The following is a 19,803-nucleotide window of genomic DNA, read 5'->3' as shown; positions in this document are numbered from 1 at the left end:
GATCCCGTACACCACGACGAGGGACACCATCGACCCCCAGACGGGCCTCTAGGTGCCGGATGGCCCCTGTCTCACGCTGGACCAAGCCGCACCCGTCCACGTCGACCCTTGAAGCCGCCACTCCCGAGACCTACTTGGCAGTCGGCGTCGACGACCTGCTCCGCCACCGCCCGACGTCGAGGCCCCCGTCACTGTGAAGTTCGCAGCCCATGCAGGCACATGCCGCAATAAACCTCATCGCCGCTGGGGGCCCCTGGACCTTGTTGGGCCTTCCGGCTGCATGAACGGGCACTAGCGTTCAACAGCCGTCATTGGGACAGGTCAGCAGGCCCTTCGATATCCGTGCCACACGCTGCCTCAGAGCCAAACCGGCGCGATGCCAGACGTCGGTAGCGCCAGCCTCCGGGAGGTCACGTCCGATGGAGTGGTGTACCGACGGCCACTCCACGAGACGCGCCCCGCCGTCATCATCCGTCCAGGACGCACTAGAAAGTCACAGGTCAGAACATGTACCCGCGCCACCGGCCTGCCATCTGTGGCGCACCTTGACTGGGTCAAGATGCGCCACAGCCCCTTCAAAGTGCACTGGTCCCCAAGCGGTCCCCAAGAATGATCAAGGGGCCACTCCAGATCTCCTCTGAAACGGCCCCTGACCTGCGACTTCGTAAAGTCGGGACGACAGGATTTGAACCTGCGACCCCTTGACCCCCAGTCAAGTGCGCTACCAAGCTGCGCCACGTCCCGATGCCGTTTGACCTGGGGTTTCCCCGGTCGAAACGTGCAGGGAAACAATACCGCACTCGGATCGGTCGTCGCGCCCCGCTTTCCGCTGTTGACCTCAAGTTTGGTTGAGGTTGCACGATCGACGGCATGACGATCACAGCGGACCACGGCCGGACCCACGGCTACGACGATCTCCCCGGGCTGATGGGCCTGATGACCGGCGACGAGAAGCACGGACCGGCGGCCACCTCCACGCTCGACGTGCTGTGGGTGCTCTACGACCGGGTGCTGAGGGTGACTCCGCAGCGGCGGGACGATCCGGCCCGGGACCGGTTCCTGCTGAGCAAGGGGCACGGGCCGATGGCGTACTACGCGGTGCTGGCCGCGAAGGGGTTCGTGCCGGTCGGCTGGCTGCCCGGGTTCGGGGCGTACGACTCCCCGCTCGGCCATCACCCCGACCGGGTCCTGGTGCCGGGGGCCGAGATCGCCAGCGGGTCGCTCGGACACGGGCTGCCCATCGCCGTGGGCAGCGCCCTGGGGCTGCGGGCGCAGCAGCTGCACGACCCGGCGGTCTGGGTGCTGATCGGGGACGCCGAGCTGGACGAGGGCAGCAACCACGAGGCGATCGCCTTCGCGGGGCCCGCCGGACTGGAGCGGCTGCACACGATCGTGGTCGACAACTCCTCCGCCAGCCATGCGCGGCCCGGCGGGATCGCCGCCCGGTTCGAGGCCGCGGGCTGGTCCGCGGTGACCGTCGACGGGCGCGACCACGAAGCCCTGTACGCCGCCTTCACGGCGCCGCATCCCGGGCGGCCGCACGTGGTCGTGGCCCGGGTCGAGCCGAAGACCGCCTGAATCTCCCTCCCTCACCTTCTTGAAGGGCTCTCTGTCATGGACACCATGCGTGACCGTTTCGCTCCCGTCGTCTCCCGGATGCTGGACGAGGACCCGCGCGTCGCGGTCGTCCTCGCCGAGATCGGCAAGGACGCCTTCCACGAGGCCATGGCCCGGCATCCCGACCGGGTGATCAACGTCGGCATCCGGGAGCAGCTGCTGGTCGGGGCGGCGGCCGGGCTGGCGCTGACCGGGCTGCGCCCCGTCGTGCACACCTTCGCGAGCTTCCTCGTGGAGCGGCCGTTCGAGCAGGTCAAGCTGGATCTGGGGCACCAGGAGGCGGGGGCGGTGCTGGTCAGCGCGGCGGCCTCGTTCGACTGGCCGGCGGGCGGCTACACGCACATGTCCCCCGGGGACGTGGCGCTCCTCGACACCCTGGACGGCTGGACCGTCCATGTGCCCGGGCACCCGGACGAGGCGGAGACCCTGCTGCACCACGCGGTCGCCGCGGGCGACGACAAGGTCTACGTGCGGCTCTCCGTCCAGTCCAACCGGCGGGGGCGGGTGATCGACGGACGGCACCTCGTCACGGTCCGCGAGGGCCGCGCCGGGGTGGTCGTCGCGGTCGGGCCGATGCTGGACGCCGTCCTCGCCGCCACGGAGGGGCTGGACGTGACCGTGCTGTACGCGACGACCGTACGGCCCCTCGACGCGGCGGGCCTGCGCCGGGCCGCGGAGGCGGCGGGCACCGACGTCGTCCTGGTCGAGCCGTATCTGGCCGGCACCTCGACGGCCGAGGTGAGCGAGGCCCTGTCCGACGCGCCGCACCGGGTGCTGGGCCTGGGCGTGGGACGCCGGGAGCTGCGCCGCTACGGGACGGTCGAGGAGCACGTGGCCGCTCACGGGCTGGACGCGCGGAGCCTGCGGGAGCGGATCGGCGCGTTCGTGGGGGCGCGGGGGCGGGTGGCCGCCGGGGTGTGACCCGCGGTGCGGCGGTGACGCCGGGGGCGTTCGGCTCCGCCCGGAGCGGGGTGCGTATCGGCAGGACCGCCGGGAGGGCCGTGGCCGGCGCCGAACCTCCCAGTCGGCGGGAAGACGAGGTAAGGGACGCCGGCAGCGTGGTGTCGCCGAGGGGGGGCGACGGCCCGGGCCGTGACGAAGAACAGGGCGAGGTCCCGTGACCAGACGGCCACGGCGCCGCCTTCGGAGCGCCGCGCGGGATCATGCCACGCCGGACCCGCGCGCACCGGGAATTCTCACTCCGCGGCCGGGCGGCCCAACTCGGGGTGGACGTCGAGGAGTCGGGGCGGGGCGGCCTGGCGCCAGGAGTCGGCGAGGATGTCGCGCAGCTCGTCCTCGTCCTCCAGCGCGCCGAGTCTCGCTCTCACCCAGGCGAACTGGGCCTCGTGGTCGGCGACCCAGAACTTCTCGGGCTCGGCCAGCACCAGTTCGTCACGCTCCTCCTTGGGGCAGCGCACGGCGATGGACGTCTCCTCCTCGGGCAGGGTCACGAACATCTTCCCGGCCACCCGGAAGGTGGGCATGCTCCAGGCGATCTTCTCGGTGGTCTCCGGCAGGGACAGGGCGATACGGCGTACGTCTTCGGCATCCGGCATGCAACGCACCGTAGCCCCTGCCACTGACAGTCACCCTCCGGGCCGCCGGAAATCGAGCCGCTTGAAATACAGCGTCGTCGGCCGCAGCTCGCCCGCCGGGCTCAGCACGTAGTCGGGGATGACGCCGGCCCGGGTCCAGCCCGCTGAGCGGTACAGCTGCTCGGCGGGGCTGTCGGTCTCGGTGTCGAGGTGGAGCAGGGTGATCCCGGCCGCGGCGGCCGCGTCCTCGGCGGTGGTCAGGAGGCGGCGGCCGAGGCCCTGTCCGCGCGCGGTGCGGTGCACCATCAGCTTCACCAGTTCCGCGCGGTGACGGCTGTTCGGTTTGTCGGGGCGGTCCAGGCTGACGGTGCCCAGGACCCGGCCGGTGTCCGCCACGGCCGCCCAGACGGCGAGCCGCCCGCACACCATCGCGTCCGCCCGCTCCCGCCACCAGCCGGCCGCCTGCGCACGTCCGAACGAGGCGAGGAAGCCGACCGAGGCGCCGCCGGCCACGGTGTCGGCGAGCAGCTCCGCCAACTCCCCCGCGCACGCCCGCACGTGACCCTCGTCCCAGCGCTCCACCCGCACGGGCGCGCGATCGCGCGCGAAGGCGCTCTCCTCACATCTCACGTCCGGGAAGCTATCCCGCACGGGGGACGTCCGCGTTACGAAAGCCTCACGCCCCCTGCGCTGCCCGTCCCAGTGCCTCCAGCACCGGGCGGATCAGCGGGTGCCCCTCGGCTCCGCGTCGTACGGCGGCGAAGACGCGGCGGGTGGGGGCCACGCCGTCGACGGGGCGGACGATCACCCGGGTCAGGTCCATGCCGTTCAGCGCCGAGCGCGGTACGAGGGCCACGCCCGCGCCGGCCGAGGCCAGGGCGACGACGGCGCGGAAGTCGTCGGAGGAGTGCTCCAGCCGCGGCTGGAAGCCGGCGCTCTCGCAGGCGAGGACGACCACCTCGTGACAGGGGTTGCCGGGGTACGGGCCGATCCAGGCGTCCTTGGCCAGGTCGGCGAGGGGGACCTGGGCGCCGTCCGCGAGGCGGTGGCCGACGGGGACGACGGCGTCGAACGGCTCGGCGTAGAGCGGGACATGGGTGAGCCGGGGGTCGTCGGCCGGCGGGGCGCCCCGGTACTCCACCGCGACCGCCACGTCGACCTGCCGGTCCAGCACCATCGGCAGGCTGGCGTCGCCCTCCGCGTCCTGGACGCGGATGCGTATGCCGGGCGCCGTGTCCGCGAGCCGGGCCAGGGCCGGGGCCACGACCTGGGCGATGCCGGTGGCGAAGGCGGCCACGGTGACCGTGCCCGCCTCGCCCGAGCCGTACGCCGCCAGCTCCGCCTCGGCCCGCTCCAGCTGCGCGAGGACCGCGTTGGTGTGGCCGAGCAGGATCTCGCCGGCCGGGGTGAGCCGGACCCCCTTCGCGCCGCGCTCGACCAGCCGGTGGCCGGTCTCCTGCTCCAGGGCCGTCAGCTGCTGGGAGACGGCGGAGGGGGTGAGATAGAGCGCGGCGGCCGCCGCCGTGACCGTGCGGTGGTCGGCCACCGCACGGAGGATGTGGAGCCGCCGTGCCTCGATCATGCCCTCAATTATCGCAAGGCGTCCGGGCTGCTCAGGCCCCCAGTTCCGCGCGCGCCGCGACGAACGCGTCCACCGCGCGGTTGACGTCGTCCGTGGAGTGCGCGGCGGACAGCTGGACGCGGATACGGGCCTGGCCCTGCGGGACGACCGGGTACGAGAAGCCGATCACGTACACGCCGCGCTCCAGCAGCAGCTCGGCCATGCGGCCCGCCTCCGACGCGTCACCGATCATCACGGGGGCGATGGCGTGGTCGCCGGGGAGGATGTCGAAGCCCTCCTCGGTCATCCGGCGGCGGAACAGCGCGGTGTTCTCGGCCAGCCGGACGCGCAGGTCGTCCGCCGACTCCAGCAGGTCGAGGACCTTCAGGGAGGCGGCGGCGATCACCGGCGCGAGGGTGTTGGAGAACAGGTAGGGGCGGGAGCGCTGGCGCAGCAGGGCGACGATCTCGGCGCGGGCGGCGACGTAACCGCCGGAGGCGCCGCCGAGGGCCTTGCCGAGGGTGCCCGTGACGATGTCGACGCGGTCCATGACGCCGTGCAGCTCGGGGGTGCCGCGGCCGGTGGGGCCGACGAAGCCGACGGCGTGCGAGTCGTCGACCATGACCATCGCGTCGTGGCGGTCGGCGAGGTCGCAGATCTCGCGCAGGGGCGCCACGTAGCCGTCCATGGAGAAGACGCCGTCGGTGACGATCAGCTTCCGGCGGGCGCCGCCCTCGGTGGCCTCCTTGAGCTTCGCCTCCAGGTCGGCGAGGTCGCGGTTGGCGTAGCGGAAGCGGCGGGCCTTGGACAGGCGGATGCCGTCGATGATGGAGGCGTGGTTGAGGGCGTCGGAGATGACCGCGTCCTCCTCGCCGAGCAACGTCTCGAAGACGCCGCCGTTGGCGTCGAAGCAGGAGGAGTACAGGATCGTGTCCTCCTGGCCGAGGAAGGAGGACAGGCGCGCCTCCAGCTCCTTGTGCACCTCCTGGGTGCCGCAGATGAAGCGGACCGAGGCCATGCCGTAGCCCCAGCGGTCCAGGGCCTCGTGGGCGGCGGCGATCACCTCGGGGTGGTCGGCGAGGCCGAGGTAGTTGTTGGCACAGAAGTTGAGGACCTCGCCGGGGCGGCCGCCGGCGGTCACGGCGACGGTCGCCGACTGCGGGGTGCCGATGACGCGCTCGGGCTTGTGCAGACCGGCGGCGCGGATCTCGTCGAGGGCGGCGCGCAGGTCGTCGCGGACGGTGTCGAACATGGGGAAGCTCCTGAAAGTGCGGGCGCGGAACGGGGGTTGCTCAGACGGTCCAGTCGAGGATGACCTTGCCGCCCTTGCCGCTCGCGGCGTCGGCGAAGGCCGCCTCGAAGTCGCGGTAGCCGTACCGGCCGGTGATCACGGGGGCGAGGTCCAGGCCGCCCTCCAGCAGCACCGACATCGCGTACCAGGTCTCGAACATCTCGCGGCCGTAGATGCCCTTGATGGTGATCATCGAGGTGACGATGCGCGACCAGTCGACCGGGAACTCCTGCGCGGGCAGGCCGAGCATCGCGATCCGGCCGCCGTGCGTCATGTTGGCGATCATGTCCCGCATGGCCTCGGGGCGGCCGGACATCTCCAGGCCGACGTCGAAGCCCTCGCGCAGGCCCAGCTCACGCTGGCCGTCGGCGATGGTGGACGTGGCGACGTTCAGGGCGAGGCTGGCCCCTGTCTTGCGGGCCAGTTCCAGGCGCTCCTCGCTGACGTCGGTGACGACGACGTTGCGGGCGCCGGCGTGCCGGGCGACGGCGGCGGCCATCAGGCCGATCGGTCCGGCGCCGGTGATCAGGACGTCCTCGCCGACCAGCGGGAAGGACAGCGCGGTGTGCACGGCGTTGCCGAACGGGTCGAAGATCGCGGCCACGTCGAGGTCGACGGGGACACGGTGCACCCACACGTTGGTCGCGGGCAGGGCGACGTACTCGGCGAACGCGCCGTCGCGGCCGACCCCGAGGCCGACGGTGGCCCGGCACAGGTGGCGGCGGCCGGCCAGGCAGTTGCGGCACTTGCCGCACACCAGATGCCCCTCGCCGCTGACCCGGTCCCCTGTGCGGATGTCGGTCACGTCCCGGCCGGTTTCGACGACCTGGCCGACGAACTCGTGCCCGATCGTGAGCGGGGTGCTGATCGCCTGCTGCGCCCAGCCGTCCCAGGCCCGGATGTGCAGGTCGGTGCCGCAGATACCGGTCCGCATGACCTTGATCAGTACGTCACCGGGGCCGATCTCGGGCTCCGGGACGTCCGTCAGCCAGAGTCCCGGCTCCGCCTTCTGCTTGACCAGCGCCTTCACGAATGCGGCTCCTGTGCGTGAGATCCCGGCCCGCGGGCATGCCGAAGGCGCCCGCACCGGGTCAGAGGGGTGGAATCACCCTGCAATCTGCCGTATGCGCGGCCGCGGGTCCATCGAGCTTTTCTTAACCGCCGCCTCAGCTTTCCTTCACGCCTCCTGAGTTTCCCGCACCCCGGTACGGGCCACAGGGCTCAGAGCGGTAGCCCGTCCTCGGCGCTGCGTTCGAGACGTACGACGAGGTCGGCGGCGAGCGCCTTGATGCCCTCCAGGCCCGCCCTGCCCCACACCCGGGGCTCGACGTCGGCCGCGCACACGGTGCCGAGTGTCATGCCGGAGCTGTCGATGAGCGGGGCGCCGAGGTAGGAGCGGATGCCGTAGGCGTCGACGACCGGGTTGCCGGCGAAGCGCGGGTAGTCGCGGACGTCCTCCAGGACCAGCGCCTTGTGGCGGACCACCACATGGGGGCAGAAGCCGTGGTCACGGGGCAGGACCCGGCCGAGCTCGGCACTGCTGCCGTCCTCGCGGAGGACCGGCACGACGGTGGGGGCGCTCAGGCCGGCGAAGAACTGGTGCTCCTCGCCGATGAAGTTGACCATGGCGTACGGCGCGCCGGTGAGCCGGGCGAGATGGTCCGCGAAGGAGTCCAGCGCCGGGTCGGGGCGGTCCGCCAGGCCGAGCCGGCGCAGCCGGTGCACACGGGCGGGAGCCTCTCTGTCCTCGGGGGTGAGCAGCAGACCCCGGACCGGCCGGGGCGGCTCGTAGCTCATGGCCGGGCTCCGGTCCGTACGTCCGGCCCTGGCCCCGCCGCGGTGCCGGCTCGTGACCGTGCTCCGGGCGGGGCTTCGGCGCTGCGGGTGTACGTCATACGGGAACTCCGGGGGCGAGAGGGCGGGATCACCGGTGGGCGCCATGGCTCGGCGCGGTCGCCGGGGCATGGGCCAGGAGGTGGCGGACGAGGGTGAGCAGGGTCTGCACGCCGGAACTGGAGATGCGTGCGTCGCAGCGGACGACGGGGATCTCCGGGTCGAGGTCGATGGCGGCGCGGACCTCTTCGGGGTCGTAGCGGTAGCCGCCGTCGAACTCGTTGATGGCGACGATGAAGCCGAGCCCGCGCTCCTCGAAGAAGTCCACGGCCGCGAAGCAGTCCTCCAGGCGCCGGGTGTCGGCGAGGATGACCGCGCCGAGCGCGCCCTCGGACAGCTCGTCCCACATGAACCAGAACCGCTCCTGTCCGGGCGTGCCGAACAGGTACAGCACATGGTCCGGATCGAGGGTGATCCGGCCGAAGTCCATGGCGACCGTGGTCTCCATCTTGTTCTCGATGCCGTCGAGACTGTCCGTTCCGACGCTGACCGTGGTGAGCAGCTCCTCCGTACTGAGCGGCGCGATCTCGCTGACCGCGCCCACGAAGGTCGTCTTGCCGACCCCGAACCCGCCCGCGACGAGGATCTTCAGCGCGGTCGGGAACGGGTCAGAGCTGTCGTCGTAGTCCATCGAGCACTGCCTCCAGCAGAGACCGGTCAGTGGGTGTGTGGTGGAAGACGGGGGGCTTGGTGGTCAGCGCCCCGCAGTCGACGAGGTCGGAGAGCAGCACCTTGGTGACCACCGCGGGCAGCTTCAGCTGCGCTGCGACCTCGGCGACCGAGACGGGCCCGCGGCACAGGTCCAGGGCCTGGGCGTGCTCGGGGCCGAGGTAGCCGAGCGGAGCGACGCCGGTGGCCATCACCTGCGACATCAGGTCCAGGGCGACGCTGGGCTCGGTGCGTCCGTTGCTGACCGTGAACGGGCGCACCAGCCGTCCGGCCGCGTCGTCCAGCCAGGGCCCGTCGCCGGCTGCGGCCACGCTCAAGGCCTCGTCGCCGCGGAGTCGACGGGGTGCTGGCGGGGCGCGGTCACCAGATAGGGGCGGACGCTCTTGACGAGCATCGCCATCTCGTAGCCGAGCACGGCGGCGTCGGCCTCGCGCCCGGCGAGCACGGCGAGACAGGTGCCGGAGCCGGCGGTGGTGACGAACAGCAGGCTCGTGTCGAGTTCGACGACGACCTGGCGGACGTCGCCGCCGTCACCGAACCGGACGCCCGCGCTGCGGCCCAGCGAGTACAGGCCGGAGGCCAGGGCGGCCATGTGGTCGGCGCTGTCGATGTCGAGGCCGTGCACGGACTTCACCAGCCCGTCGCAGGACAGGAGCACCGCGCTGGTGGTGTGCGGTACGCGCTGCACGAGGCCGCTCAGCAGCCAGTCGAGGTCGGATGCATGGGCGGTCGGCGCATCGCTCGCCATGGTGGATCGACTCCTTGGGGTACGAAGGTCTGCGGGAGCGCGGACAGTTGGGGGATGGGGGGGGATAGGGGGATGAAAGGGATGGGGGGAACGGTCGGGTGGAGCGGGGGTGGGTGCGGGCGGTCAGCCGGCCGGAGCGCTCCCGTCGGGCCGGCCGGCGCCGTGGGCACCGTCGATTCCGGGCGCGTGGGCGCGCCCTTGGGGTATGGGCGTCGGGCCCAGGAGTTCCGCCCCGTTCATGGGTGGGGGCTCCATGGGTACGGCCGCCGTGTTCTCTAGGTGTTCGAGGTGTTCAAGGTGCTGCTGGGCCTCGGCGAGTCCGATCCCGCGCTGGAAGGCGGCCATCAGCCCCGGGTCGTGGCCCGCGACGGTGTCGGCCTCCCGGCGGGGTGCCGGGCCGCCGCGCAGCTCGGGGACGATGTGCTCCTGGGCGCGGCGGCGGGGCAGTTGGGGCTTGCCCATGGTGCCGCGCACGGCGCCGGCGCGCGGGGTGGGCAGGACGCCCGCGTGCGCCTCGACGGCGGACCGGTCCCCGGCGCCGATGCCCGGGACGGCCGCGGCGGGAGTGGGCCGGTCCTGCCGGGCGCCGCGCACGGGCAGCGGCGCGGGCGCCCCGGCGTCCCGCTCTCCCCGCACGTCCTCGGCACCGGATCGGCTCGGCTCGGCGTGGGTTCCGTGCTGTTCGGCCCCGGTGTTCCCGGCCGCCGGCCGGCCTTCGACACCCTGCGGGGGCACCGGCGCGGACACCTGGGCCTGCGCGTGCGTCCGGACCTGAACGTGCGGCTGAGGCTGTTGCTGTGGCCGCGTGTGCGGGTGCGGCTGGACCCCCGCCTCCGGTACGGCCGCCGTCGGCTCCTCGGGCGCGCCCGCAGCGGTGCCCAACAGCGCCTGCGGGACGACGAGTACGGCCTGGACACCGCCGTAGATGTTGGTCTGGAGGCGGACGTGGATGCCGTGCCGGCGGGCGAGCTGGGAGACGACGTAGAGCCCGATGCGGCCGTCGGCCAGCAGGCTGGCGACGTTGACCTGGTCGGGGTCGGCGAGCAGGGCGTTCATCCGGTTCTGTTCGCCGACGGGCATGCCGAGTCCGCGGTCCTCGACCTCCACGGCGAGCCCGGAGGTGACGAGGCCCGCGCGGAGCAGCACCTGGGTCTGCGGAGCCGAGAACACCGAGGCGTTCTCGATGAGTTCGGCGAGCAGGTGGATGACGTCGGCGACGGCGTGCCCGCGCAGCTCGCCGTCGATCGGTGGCACCAGCTTGACCCGGGAGTACTGCTCGACCTCGGCGATGGCGGAGCGCAGCACCTCGGTCATGCTCACCGGGTTGCTCCACTGGCGCCGGGAGACGGCGCCGCCGAGCACGGCGAGGTTCTCGGCGTGCCGCCGGATCCGGGTGGCCAGGTGGTCCACGTGGAACAGGCCCTTGAGCAGGTCGGGGTCCTCGATCTCGTTCTCCAGCTCGTCGAGGATCGAGATCTCCCGGTGCACGAGGGACTGAAGCCGGCGCGCGAGGTTGACGAACACCTCCAGCTTCTGCTCGCTGCCCGTGTGGCTGGAGAGCTGGGCGGCGCGTACGACGGCGGTGACGGCGCCGTCGTGCGCACGGGCCAGGTCGGCGGCGAGCAGCTCGAAGTCGTCGGCGTCGGCGGGCAGTCGACGGCGCGCGGAGCGCTGCGGCGGCGCCTCGCCCTGGCGCAGCGCGTCGACCAGCGCGTGCAGGTCGGCCTCGCCGCGTGCGGCGGTGCGGCGCAGGACGTCGACGCGGTCGGCGACCGAGCGGGCGGCGCGGTCGGCGGCCACGGCGGCGATGAGGATGCCGGCGACGGTCACGGTGACCGCTCCGGCGAGCACGGCCCACAGGACGGGGCCGGTGCGGGCGCCGGTGGAGCGGATGCTGAACAGGACCGCGGCGGAGGCGCTCAGCGCGACCGCGAGCGGCGGCAGCACGGCGAGCCGCATCAGCTGGGGCCGTATGTGCATTTCGGGCAGTGCGGGAGCGGTTCGGGCACCCGGCCGCCCGTGCCGCCCGCCCTCTCGGCGGTCGGCGCGCGTGGCCGGTGCTCGGAGGTGAGACATCTGCGTCCTCGTACTGGTCCGTCGGGCCTGCCCTCGCGGGATGTGCGAGGCGGGCATGCGTCATCGCAGCGCCGGCGGACGGAACCCGGAGATCCGGCCACCCGTCAGCCGACGGACACTCACAGTAATGGCCTGAGCATCATGTGCGGTGGGCAGTTGACAAACTCCCCCGAGGAGCGTCCCGCTCTGGTATGAAGCCTCGTACGACAGACCGATTAACCGGCCGGGCCCGGAATCGGCCCGGCCCACGCGTCGATCGCCTGGGGCGGAATGTTACGGAGAGTATCCGCTTTGGCCTTGGCTGATCCGGCCCTACGACCGGCCCCGCGCGGGCGGCTCCGCCACCAGCGCCCCGACCGAGCTCCAGGTCCGGCGCTCCGTGCCCGCGACACCTCGCCACCAGGCCTCGGCCGGGAGCTTGCCCGCCGGTTCGAAGGGCTCGCCGGGGCGCGGCAGGGCCACCGCCTGGCCGACCTCCTCGGCCGCCTCCTTGGTCCACTCCCCCGGCTCCGCCCACGGATGCGGCGCGAGGTTGAACGTGCCCCAGTGGATCGGCAGCAGCGCGCCGTGCGGCGCGCCGCCCTGGAGGTCCAGGTGGGCGCGCAGGCCCTCGTCGGGGCGCATGTGGATGTCGGGCCAGAACTCGCTGTACGCCCCGACCTGGATCATCGTCGCGTCGAACGGGCCGTGGGCGGCACCGATCTCCCGGAAGCCGTCGAAGTAGCCGGTGTCGCCGCTGTGGTAGATCCGGTGCTCCTCGCCGGCGACGACCCAGGAGGCCCAGAGGGTGTGCTGGGTGTTGCGCAGGGCGCGGCCGCAGAAGTGGCGGGCCGGGGTGGCGGTGAGGGTCAGGCCGCCGACCCTGGTGGACTCGTGCCAGTCCAGCTCGCGCAGCCGGTCCGGGGAGACGCCCCAGTGCTCGAGGTGTGCGCCGACGCCGAGCGGCACGGCGAACAGGGTGTCCGTGCCGGCCAGCGCCTTGATCGTGGGCAGGTCGAGGTGGTCGTAGTGGTCGTGCGAGATCACCACGACGTCGACCGGGCCCAGCGCGGCCAGCGGCAGCGGGACGGGGTGCAGCCGCCGTGGTCCGGCGAACGGGAACGGCGAACAGCGCTCGCCCCAGACCGGGTCGAACAGGACCCGCCGGCCGTCGATCTCCGCCAGCACGCCGGAGTGGCCCATCCAGGTCAGCCGCAGCCCCGTGGCGGGCGGCTTGGCCAGGTCGGCGAAGGTCGTGGGGTACACCGGGACGGTGCCCTTCGGGGCGCGCAGCGGCCGGGTCTCCTTGTCGAGGAAGACCTTCGCGAGGTCCAGCGAGGAGCCGGAGGGGCGGGTGCGCGCGGGGCCGCCGGGGTTCTGGAAGACGCCGTCCTTGAAGTGGGGGGAACGGCGGATGCGCGCCATGCGCTCACCGCCCGGGTCCGCGCCGAAGGCCTCCGGACGCAGCGCGCGGAGCCCGGAGATCGAGGAACGCAAGCCGGTCACGGTACCTCCCGGTGAAGTGGGTGAGGCTCCCCATTATGGTCGGCGCCTCCGACAGCCCGGAGGCCCCGGGGCGCGAGGCCTGCCTCACACGGCCCCGCCGACTCTCCGTCCGGCGCGTTGACAGGGCCCGGAGCGGCTCCTGATACTGACTCGTGATTCAGTACCGTGCCCGAGGAGACCTCATGACGGCGCCCGTCCCCACGCCCCTGATGTCGCTCGTCTGGACCGACCACGTGACCGGCCGCCGGGGCTTCCTGGTCGTGGACCGGCTGGTGCGCGGCGTGGCCAGCGGCGGGCTGCGGATGCGCCCCGGCTGCACGCTGGAGGAGGTGACGGGGCTCGCCCGCGGCATGACGATGAAGGAGGCCCTGCACTACGACCCCGAGCGCCGCTACGTCCCCCTCGGCGGCGCCAAGGGCGGTATCGACTGCGATCCCCGGGCCCCGGAGGCGTACGGGCTGCTGGTGCGCTATCTGCGCGCGATGCGGCCGTACATCGAGAGTTTCTGGACCACCGGCGAGGATCTCGGTCTCTCCCAGGACCTGGTGGACCGGGCGGCGGCAGAGGCGGGTCTGGTCTCCTGCGTCCAGGCGGTGTACCCGCTGCTGGACGACGAGGCGGCGGCCCGCGCGCGGCTCGCGGACGCCTTCGCGGTCGAGGTGGACGGCATCGGCCTGGACGAGCTGGCGGGCGGCTGCGGGGTCGCCGAGTCGGTGCTCACGGCGCTGGACCGGGCGGCGGTGCCGTACGCGGGCGCGCGCGTGGCCGTCCAGGGGCTCGGCACGATGGGCGGCGCCACCGCGCGCTTCCTCACGCGCGCGGGGCTGACGGTGGTGGCGGTCGCCGACATCAAGGGCACGATCGCGAATCCGGCGGGGCTGGACGTCGAGGCACTGCTGGCCGCGCGGGACGGCTACGGCACCGTCGACCGCCGGGTGTTGCGCCCCGGCGACCGGGAACTGCCCGGCGACGCCTGGCTGTCCGCCGCCGCCGAGGTGCTGGTGCCGGCGGCGGTGTCGTACGCCGTCGGCACCGGCGAGGCGGAGCGGATCCGCGCCCGCTGGATCGTGGAGGCCGCCAACATGCCGGTCCTGCCGGCGGCGGAGGGACTGCTGACCGCGCGCGGGGTGACCGTGCTGCCGGACGTCGTGGTCAACTCCGCGACGAACGCCTGGTGGTGGTGGACCCTGTTCGGCGACATCGGTGCGGACGCCGACGAGGCCTTCGCGTACATCCGGCGCTCCATGCGCGCCCTGACCGGCCTGATGCTCGACCGCGCGCAGGCCGACGGCACGACCCCGCGCGCGGCCGCCCACGCCCTCGTGACCGACCGGCTGCCGGTGATCGCGGAGCGCTTCGGGTGGTACCGCTGACGGCCGGACGACGGCCGCAACCGCCCGTGGCAGCCGGGTCGCGTCGGCGCTGCCCATGACAACGGATTAGGGTGGCCGCGTGGCGAGAGTGCGGTTGAGCGTGGCCGAGCGGCGCGAGGAGCTGCTGCGGGCCGCCATCGGGCAGATCGAGGCGCGGGGCGTGGCGGCGGTCAGGATCGCCGACGTGGCCGCGGCGCTCGGGGTGAGCAACGCGCTGGTGCTGTACCACTTCTCGACGAAGGAGCGGCTGGTCGCCGCGGCGTTCACGTACGCGGCCGAGGACGATCTCGCGCATCTGCACAAGGTGCTGGGGCGGCGCACGTCCGCGCTGCGCCGGCTGCGGGCGGCGGTGCGCTGGTACGCGCCGACCGGGCAGGCCAAGGGCTGGCGGCTGTGGATCGAGGGCTGGGCCGTGGCACTGCGCGAGCCCGCGCTGCGGGACGTCACCCGGGACCTGGACCGGCAGTGGAAGGCGGCGATCACCGAGGTGATCGCCGAGGGCGTGGCGGCGGGCGAGTTCACGTGCGCCGACCCGGCCGGTGCCGCCCTGCGGCTGACCGCGCTGCTGGACGGGCTGGCGGTGCAGCTGACGTCGTACCCGGGCGCGGTGCCGCGCAGCCGGGCCCAGCAGTGGGTCGACGACACCCTCGCACGCGAACTGGGCCTGGCCGGTGAGGCGTTGACCGAGCGCTGAGGGGTGCGCCGCCGCCCGCGCCCCGCTCCGTCGGCCGGGCGGAGCGGGGCGGGGGCGGGAGCCCCGGTGTCAGGCCACCGACGCGATGCGGTGCTTGATGTCGTCCGGGGACAGGGCGCCCTTCGCCGTCACGTGGTCGCCGGAGGACTCGCCGCGCAGCCTGCGGCCGATCCACGGGACGAGGAACTCACGGGCCCAGTGGACGTCGTCGCGGCGGATCTCCAGCGTGCCCCGGGGCGGCAGCGGCGGCCACGCCTGCTCCGGGTCGGCCGGGATCTCCAGGCCGAGGGCCTGACCGGCGCGCAGCGCCACGCGGGTGTGTCCCTCGGGCGAGAGGTGGAGCCGGTCGCTGTCCCACACCCTGCGGTCCTGCACGGACTTCAGGGACCACAGGTCCAGCACCGGGCAGCCGTACCGGTCGGCGATCGCCCGTACATGTCCGTTGTACGTGGCGATCCTGCCCCGCAGATGCTTGAGCACGGGCACACCGCGGGTGTCGAACCCGGTCGTCACCATGACCGTGCCCGCGGCCTCGCTCAGCCGGGCCACGGCCCGTTCGAAGCGCTCGGCCACCTCGTCCGGGTCGGTGCCCGGGCGGATGATGTCGTTGCCGCCCGCGCAGAGGGAGACCAGGTCCGGGGCCAGGTCGACGGCCTTCGGGAGCTGGTCCTCCACGATCTGGTCGAGCAGCTTCCCGCGGACCGCGAGATTGGTGTACTTGAAGTCCCCCTCGGGACGCCGGTCGGCGAGCAGGACCGCGAACCGGTCGGCCCAACCGACGAACGCCCCGTCGGGGCCGGGATCGCCGACGCCCTCGGTGAAGCTGTCCCCCACCGCCACGTACGACCCGATCGCTGATCTGTTGTCATTCTTCGAATCGTCTGCCACGTCGGACCATGATTCACCTTCGGATGTGACCTACGCGACCGTAGGCAGGGGTTGACGAACGGTGAGATGAGACACCCCAAAAGAATTTGCCATTCAGGAATAGACCGGTCATCCGACGCGTTGGAGCCGCAGCACCGTCGCGTCCAGGTCGCCCGTGAGTCCGGTGCGCAGCCCGTGGTGCAGCAGCACGGCCCCGCGGTGCACCTGGCCGGTTTCGCGGCATGCGTACGACGCGGCCGGGTCGAGCCCGCGCAGCCGCAGCGCCGGTGCCGGCTCGCCGTAGCGCTGCGCCTGGAGCCAGGCGAGCACCACCGTCTGTGCGCCCCGGACGTACTGGACGGCGCTCAGACCGCCGGCCGGGGGCCGCAGCCGGTACAGCTCGCCGTGCTGGACGACCGGGCGGATCTCCTTGTACAGGTCCACCCAGCGCCGGGCCTCGGCCAGGTCTTCGTCGCTCCACTCGGTGAGGTCGCCGCCGACGCCGAGCACGCCCGCCATGGCGCTGACGAACCGGAACCGCAGCGAACTGACACGCCCGTTGAGCTGGGTGTTGGGGCTGTCGGTGACCCAGGCGGCCATGACCCGGGCGGGGTGGAGCTGGCTGAAGCCGTGCTGGATGGCGAGGCGGTCGAGCGGGTCGGTGTTGTCGGAGGTCCACACCTGGTCGGTACGGCTCAGCACCCCGAGGTCGATCCGGCCGCCACCGCCCGAGCAGGACTCGAAGGCGACACCGGGGTGGGCGGCGCGCAGCCGGTCCAGCAGGGCGTACAGACCGCGGACATGGTCCACCCACAGCCGCTGCGGGTACGGCTCGCCGGGCCAGCCGGCGTCGGTGAAGCAGCGGTTGAAGTCCCACTTCACGTAGTCGACCGGGGCGCCGGACAGCAGCGTGTCCAGCTGCTCCCACAGGTACTCCCGGACGTCCTCGCGGGCGAGGTTGAGGACGAGTTGGTTGCGCAGTTCCGTCCGCCTGCGTCCCGGCTGGTACTGCACCCAGTCGGGGTGCGCGCGGTACAGGTCGCTGTCCGGGTTGACCATCTCCGGCTCGACCCAGATACCGAACCGCATGCCGAGGCCGTGCACCTGGTCGGCGAGCGGCTTCAGGCCGTGCGGGAAGCGGTCGGGGTTGGGCGTCCAGTCGCCGAGCCCGGCGCGGTCGGCGGTGCGGGCGCCGAACCAGCCGTCGTCCACCACGAACAGCTCGACCCCGATCGCGGCGGCCCGGCGCGCGAGGGCGAGCTGCTGCTCCTCGGAGATGTCGAAGTTCGTCGCCTCCCAGGAGTTGAACAGCACGGGCCGGTCCCGCTCGGCGTCCGGGACGACGTACGCGCGCTGGTACGCGTGCCAGGCGCGGCTCGCGCCGCCGAAGCCGCCGTCGCTCCACAGGCCCGCGAAGACGGGGGTGGTGTACGACTCCCCCGGCTGCAGGAGCAGCAGGCCCGAGTCGTCGTAGCCTGCGCCGCCCGTGATCTGCACGCGCGCGTCCGGGAGTTGGGCGACGGCGATCCGCCAGGAGCCGGACCAGCCGAGCGCGCAGGCGTAGACCTCGCCCCGCTCCTCGGCGGCGTCGGTGTCCAGGGCCACCCAGGGCAGGTGCTGGTGGCCGGTGTGGCCGCGGCGGCTGCCGATGACCTTCTCGCCGTAGGTGAGCGGGACGGTGGTGAGCCGGGACTCGGCGGCCCAGCGACCGTGCAGCTGGGACAGCCGCCAGCCCTCGCGGTCGGGCAGGGTCCAGGTGGCCGCGTCGGCCCGCAGCAGCTCCACGCGCGCGTGCCCGCCGTTGTCCACGCTCACCCAGCGCTCCACGACGTCGCCGCGCATCCGGTGGTGCAGGGTGATCGCGATCCCGTCGTCGTCGAAGCGCAGCCGCAGCTCGTCGTCCCCGCCCTCCCGCCCGGTGTCGTACGACACGAAGCGCCACTCGGTGCCGCGCCGCTCCTCGGTGCGCACGGACAGGGCGGGCCGGACGAAGCGGGGGCCGCCCTCGACGGGGTACTCCTCGCGGCCGTCGAGCGGGGACTCGAAAGGCCAGTAGCCGGGCAGCGGGTCCCGCGCCAGGGCCTCGGCGTCCGCGAGGGCGATGCGCGGCCCCCAGTGGAGGTGGAGCAGTTCGTCCGCACCGGTGAGATGCAGCGCATAACTACTGGTGGGCCCCGTAAGGAGCCAGGTACGACCGTCTTCGGCGATGTCCAGCACGTACGACCTCACAGGTGCCAACAGATCCGCTCAAGTGCCAACATCATCAAGCCGCCCGGCGCTGGTGACAATGCCTGTGGACAACTCCTTGCCCGAGGTAACCGATGTCGTATGGTCGACAGAGCGCCCGCCGACGAGCCGCGACGGCGGGGCCCGACCGCGAGGAGCCCCCCGTGACGCAGCAGGTCCCGTCGACCGAGCCGGAACTGGCCGGCGTGCGCAATTTCCGCGACGTGGGCGGACTGCCGACCGCGGACGGGCGCCGGGTGCGCCCCGGCGTGCTGTTCCGCAGCGGACATCTGGCGCACGCGACCGAGGACGACGCGGCCTTCCTCGCCTCCCTGGGCCTGCACACGATCTTCGACTTCCGCAACGCGGCCGACCAGAAGCTGGAGGGCCCGGACGTCGCGCTGCCCGGCGTGCGGAATGTGAACCTGCCGCTGAGCGACCCGGCCGACGGCGCCGAGTTCTGGAAGATGGTCCGCGACGGCGACCTCGACCAGCTGCGCGCGATCCTCGACCACGGCAAGGGCGCGGCCCGCATGTCCGCCTCGTACCGCACGATCGTCAAGGAGCGCACCGCCGAGCACTCCCGGGTGCTGCACGCGCTCGCCGAGGACAGCGTGCCCGCGCTCATGCACTGCGCGGCGGGCAAGGACCGCGCCGGCATCTCCATAGCCGTGACGCTGCTCGCCGTCGGCGTGGAGCGCGACGCGATCGTCGCGGACTACCTGGAGTCCAACGCCAAGCACCGGCGCTACAGGGTCCACCGCAGCGGCAGCGCCGAGTCCGCGTACACGCCTGAGGTGATGGAGCTGCTCAGCCCGCTCTTCGACGCCCGCGCCGAGTACCTCCAGGCGGCCTTCGACAGCATCGAGGAGACCTGGGGCGGCACCGACACCTACCTGGAGCAGGGTCTCTCCCTCGCTCCCGCCCACCGCGACCGGCTGCGCGAGCGCCTGCTGGGCTGAGCGGCGGCCGGCCCGGTCAGCCCTTGCCGCCGATCGCGAACAGCAGGTAGAGGAACGCGGCGAAGACATGGCCGACGGCGATGTAGATGATCAGGCGGATCCACAGGGAACGGGGGAACTTCGTCTCGAAGTTGCTCATGGCAGCTCTCCGGTCGACGGCCCCAGGCACAGCGTGGCCGTGGGGCTCTGCAGCAGGGTGTGGACGAACAGCAGCTCGACACCGTCGTGGTCCTCGGCGGCGAGACGGTGCGGGGTGAGCGAATCGAAGTGCGCGCTGTCGCCGGGCGCGAGCAGGTGCACGGTGTCACCGAGGCGCAGACGCAGGCGGCCCCTGAGGACGTAGAGCCACTCCTCGCCGGGGTGCACGCGTACGACGTCGCCCTGCGAGCCGTACGGCACGCGCACGCGCAGCGCCTGCATGCCGCGGCCGGACGCCCCGGCCTGGAAGTACGTCCAGCCGCCCGCCCGGGTGGGCTCCATGTCGCCAGAGCGCACGATCGCGTCCCGGTCGGCGGCCGTCTCGCCCAGCAGCTCGGAGACCGTCGTACCGTAGATGCGGGCGAGGGCGAGCAGCATCGGCAGTGACGGCTGGCGCTGTCCGGTCTCCAGCCGGGACAGATGGGCGGCCGAGAGACCGGCGGCACGGGCCGCGGCCTCCAGCGTGAGGGCGGCTCGCCGGCGCAGTGCGCGCAGCTGTGGCGCGACCACGGGCAGTGCGTCGCCCGGCTCCGCCGGCGGCCCGGCGTCTGAGGCGTTCATGTCTCCATTCAGCCCCAGCTTTGCCTCAGGGGCAATTTTTTTGCCTC

General features: G+C 72.9%; 20 protein-coding genes and 1 tRNA gene. 5 read left to right on the top strand and 16 right to left on the bottom strand.

All coding sequences use genetic code 11. The features are described from left to right. Positions 1 to 670: 670 nt before the first annotated feature. Positions 671 to 744, bottom strand: a tRNA-Pro gene (locus BIV25_RS36110). Positions 745 to 870: 126 nt separating this feature from the next. On the opposite strand from BIV25_RS36110, the gene BIV25_RS36105 reads away from it, so the two are divergent. Further along, complete coding sequence (locus BIV25_RS36105; protein WP_071376740.1) at positions 871 to 1,578, top strand: transketolase; 708 nt, start codon at positions 871 to 873, stop codon at positions 1,576 to 1,578. 36 nt (positions 1,579 to 1,614) lie between these two features. Then, positions 1,615 to 2,538 (top strand): transketolase family protein, encoded by a 924-nt coding sequence (locus BIV25_RS36100; RefSeq protein WP_071376739.1) that lies wholly within the window; start codon positions 1,615 to 1,617, stop codon positions 2,536 to 2,538. Positions 2,539 to 2,813: 275 nt separating this feature from the next. On the opposite strand, the gene BIV25_RS36095 is transcribed toward BIV25_RS36100, so the two are convergent. The 11 genes from BIV25_RS36095 to BIV25_RS36045 all read right to left on the bottom strand — a co-directional run bounded on the left by BIV25_RS36095 (position 2,814) and on the right by BIV25_RS36045 (position 12,875). After that, positions 2,814 to 3,173, bottom strand: coding sequence for an MmcQ/YjbR family DNA-binding protein (locus BIV25_RS36095; protein ID WP_071376738.1), 360 nt, complete (start codon positions 3,171 to 3,173; stop codon positions 2,814 to 2,816). Between the two features lie 30 nt (positions 3,174 to 3,203). Then, entirely contained in the window at positions 3,204 to 3,740 is a 537-nt protein-coding gene (locus BIV25_RS36090) for an N-acetyltransferase family protein (protein WP_371273107.1), read from the bottom strand. Positions 3,741 to 3,828: 88 nt separating this feature from the next. After that, the gene (locus BIV25_RS36085) at positions 3,829 to 4,734 is read right to left on the bottom strand and encodes a LysR family transcriptional regulator (RefSeq protein ID WP_071376737.1); all 906 of its coding nucleotides are present in this window, start codon (positions 4,732 to 4,734) and stop codon (positions 3,829 to 3,831) included. A 31-nt stretch (positions 4,735 to 4,765) separates the two neighbouring features. Further along, complete coding sequence (locus BIV25_RS36080) at positions 4,766 to 5,965, bottom strand: glycine C-acetyltransferase (protein WP_071376736.1); 1,200 nt, start codon at positions 5,963 to 5,965, stop codon at positions 4,766 to 4,768. Positions 5,966 to 6,005: 40 nt separating this feature from the next. Continuing rightward, complete coding sequence (tdh, locus tag BIV25_RS36075) at positions 6,006 to 7,034, bottom strand: L-threonine 3-dehydrogenase (protein ID WP_071376735.1); 1,029 nt, start codon at positions 7,032 to 7,034, stop codon at positions 6,006 to 6,008. A gap of 191 nt (positions 7,035 to 7,225) precedes the next feature. After that, complete coding sequence (locus BIV25_RS36070; RefSeq protein ID WP_071376734.1) at positions 7,226 to 7,801, bottom strand: GAF domain-containing protein; 576 nt, start codon at positions 7,799 to 7,801, stop codon at positions 7,226 to 7,228. A 127-nt stretch (positions 7,802 to 7,928) separates the two neighbouring features. Next, entirely contained in the window at positions 7,929 to 8,528 is a 600-nt protein-coding gene (locus BIV25_RS36065; RefSeq protein ID WP_071376733.1) for an ATP/GTP-binding protein, read from the bottom strand. Then, on the bottom strand, positions 8,506 to 8,877 hold the full coding sequence (locus BIV25_RS36060) for a DUF742 domain-containing protein (protein ID WP_071376732.1): 372 nt from the start codon (positions 8,875 to 8,877) through the stop codon (positions 8,506 to 8,508). Before BIV25_RS36060 ends, BIV25_RS36065 begins: the two co-directional genes overlap by 23 nt. A 2-nt stretch (positions 8,878 to 8,879) precedes the next feature. Beyond that, the gene (locus tag BIV25_RS36055; protein WP_071376731.1) at positions 8,880 to 9,314 is read right to left on the bottom strand and encodes a roadblock/LC7 domain-containing protein; all 435 of its coding nucleotides are present in this window, start codon (positions 9,312 to 9,314) and stop codon (positions 8,880 to 8,882) included. A 123-nt stretch (positions 9,315 to 9,437) separates the two neighbouring features. After that, on the bottom strand, positions 9,438 to 11,390 hold the full coding sequence (locus tag BIV25_RS36050; RefSeq protein ID WP_079177085.1) for an ATP-binding protein: 1,953 nt from the start codon (positions 11,388 to 11,390) through the stop codon (positions 9,438 to 9,440). 312 nt (positions 11,391 to 11,702) lie between these two features. After that, positions 11,703 to 12,875: an MBL fold metallo-hydrolase gene (locus tag BIV25_RS36045; RefSeq protein WP_071376730.1), complete on the bottom strand. Its 1,173-nt coding sequence runs from the start codon at positions 12,873 to 12,875 to the stop codon at positions 11,703 to 11,705. Positions 12,876 to 13,057: 182 nt separating this feature from the next. On the opposite strand from BIV25_RS36045, the gene BIV25_RS36040 reads away from it, so the two are divergent. Next, the gene (locus tag BIV25_RS36040) at positions 13,058 to 14,248 is read left to right on the top strand and encodes a Glu/Leu/Phe/Val dehydrogenase dimerization domain-containing protein (RefSeq protein WP_071376729.1); all 1,191 of its coding nucleotides are present in this window, start codon (positions 13,058 to 13,060) and stop codon (positions 14,246 to 14,248) included. Between the two features lie 79 nt (positions 14,249 to 14,327). Continuing rightward, positions 14,328 to 14,942 (top strand): TetR/AcrR family transcriptional regulator, encoded by a 615-nt coding sequence (locus tag BIV25_RS36035; protein ID WP_107486515.1) that lies wholly within the window; start codon positions 14,328 to 14,330, stop codon positions 14,940 to 14,942. 69 nt (positions 14,943 to 15,011) lie between these two features. On the opposite strand, the gene BIV25_RS36030 is transcribed toward BIV25_RS36035, so the two are convergent. Both BIV25_RS36030 and BIV25_RS36025 read right to left on the bottom strand, forming a co-directional pair. Further along, positions 15,012 to 15,830, bottom strand: a complete 819-nt coding sequence (locus tag BIV25_RS36030) for an SGNH/GDSL hydrolase family protein (RefSeq protein WP_256256802.1) — start codon at positions 15,828 to 15,830, stop codon at positions 15,012 to 15,014. A gap of 108 nt (positions 15,831 to 15,938) precedes the next feature. Beyond that, positions 15,939 to 18,026, bottom strand: coding sequence for an alpha-galactosidase (locus tag BIV25_RS36025; protein ID WP_071376727.1), 2,088 nt, complete (start codon positions 18,024 to 18,026; stop codon positions 15,939 to 15,941). A gap of 173 nt (positions 18,027 to 18,199) precedes the next feature. Between BIV25_RS36025 and BIV25_RS36020 the strand changes: the two genes are divergently transcribed. Continuing rightward, a complete protein-coding gene (locus tag BIV25_RS36020) occupies positions 18,200 to 18,997 on the top strand; it encodes a tyrosine-protein phosphatase (protein WP_071376726.1) in 798 nt (265 codons plus the stop codon). 16 nt (positions 18,998 to 19,013) lie between these two features. On the opposite strand, the gene BIV25_RS36015 is transcribed toward BIV25_RS36020, so the two are convergent. Together BIV25_RS36015 and BIV25_RS36010 are read right to left on the bottom strand one after the other, a co-directional pair. Further along, positions 19,014 to 19,136, bottom strand: coding sequence for a DUF6126 family protein (locus BIV25_RS36015; protein ID WP_071376725.1), 123 nt, complete (start codon positions 19,134 to 19,136; stop codon positions 19,014 to 19,016). After that, on the bottom strand, positions 19,133 to 19,756 hold the full coding sequence (locus BIV25_RS36010; protein ID WP_071376724.1) for a helix-turn-helix domain-containing protein: 624 nt from the start codon (positions 19,754 to 19,756) through the stop codon (positions 19,133 to 19,135). Before BIV25_RS36010 ends, BIV25_RS36015 begins: the two co-directional genes overlap by 4 nt. Positions 19,757 to 19,803 lie beyond the last annotated feature (47 nt).

It is taken from the genome of Streptomyces sp. MUSC 14 (genome assembly GCF_001866675.1).
GTDB lineage: Bacteria > Actinomycetota > Actinomycetes > Streptomycetales > Streptomycetaceae > Streptomyces.
This window is presented reverse-complemented; position numbering and strand designations above follow the sequence as displayed.

Bases quoted from the DNA above. Each gene is read 5' to 3' on its own strand.
- BIV25_RS36105 (WP_071376740.1), top strand. From the start codon at position 871: ATGACGATCACAGCGGACCACGGCCGGACCCACGGCTACGACGATCTC.
- BIV25_RS36100 (WP_071376739.1), top strand. From the start codon at position 1,615: ATGGACACCATGCGTGACCGTTTCGCTCCCGTCGTCTCCCGGATGCTG.
- BIV25_RS36095 (WP_071376738.1), bottom strand. From the start codon at position 3,173: ATGCCGGATGCCGAAGACGTACGCCGTATCGCCCTGTCCCTGCCGGAG.
- BIV25_RS36085 (WP_071376737.1), bottom strand. From the start codon at position 4,734: ATGATCGAGGCACGGCGGCTCCACATCCTCCGTGCGGTGGCCGACCAC.
- BIV25_RS36080 (WP_071376736.1), bottom strand. From the start codon at position 5,965: ATGTTCGACACCGTCCGCGACGACCTGCGCGCCGCCCTCGACGAGATC.
- BIV25_RS36070 (WP_071376734.1), bottom strand. From the start codon at position 7,801: ATGAGCTACGAGCCGCCCCGGCCGGTCCGGGGTCTGCTGCTCACCCCC.
- BIV25_RS36065 (WP_071376733.1), bottom strand. From the start codon at position 8,528: ATGGACTACGACGACAGCTCTGACCCGTTCCCGACCGCGCTGAAGATC.
- BIV25_RS36055 (WP_071376731.1), bottom strand. From the start codon at position 9,314: ATGGCGAGCGATGCGCCGACCGCCCATGCATCCGACCTCGACTGGCTG.
- BIV25_RS36050 (WP_079177085.1), bottom strand. From the start codon at position 11,390: ATGTCTCACCTCCGAGCACCGGCCACGCGCGCCGACCGCCGAGAGGGC.
- BIV25_RS36040 (WP_071376729.1), top strand. From the start codon at position 13,058: ATGACGGCGCCCGTCCCCACGCCCCTGATGTCGCTCGTCTGGACCGAC.
- BIV25_RS36015 (WP_071376725.1), bottom strand. From the start codon at position 19,136: ATGAGCAACTTCGAGACGAAGTTCCCCCGTTCCCTGTGGATCCGCCTG.
- BIV25_RS36010 (WP_071376724.1), bottom strand. From the start codon at position 19,756: ATGAACGCCTCAGACGCCGGGCCGCCGGCGGAGCCGGGCGACGCACTG.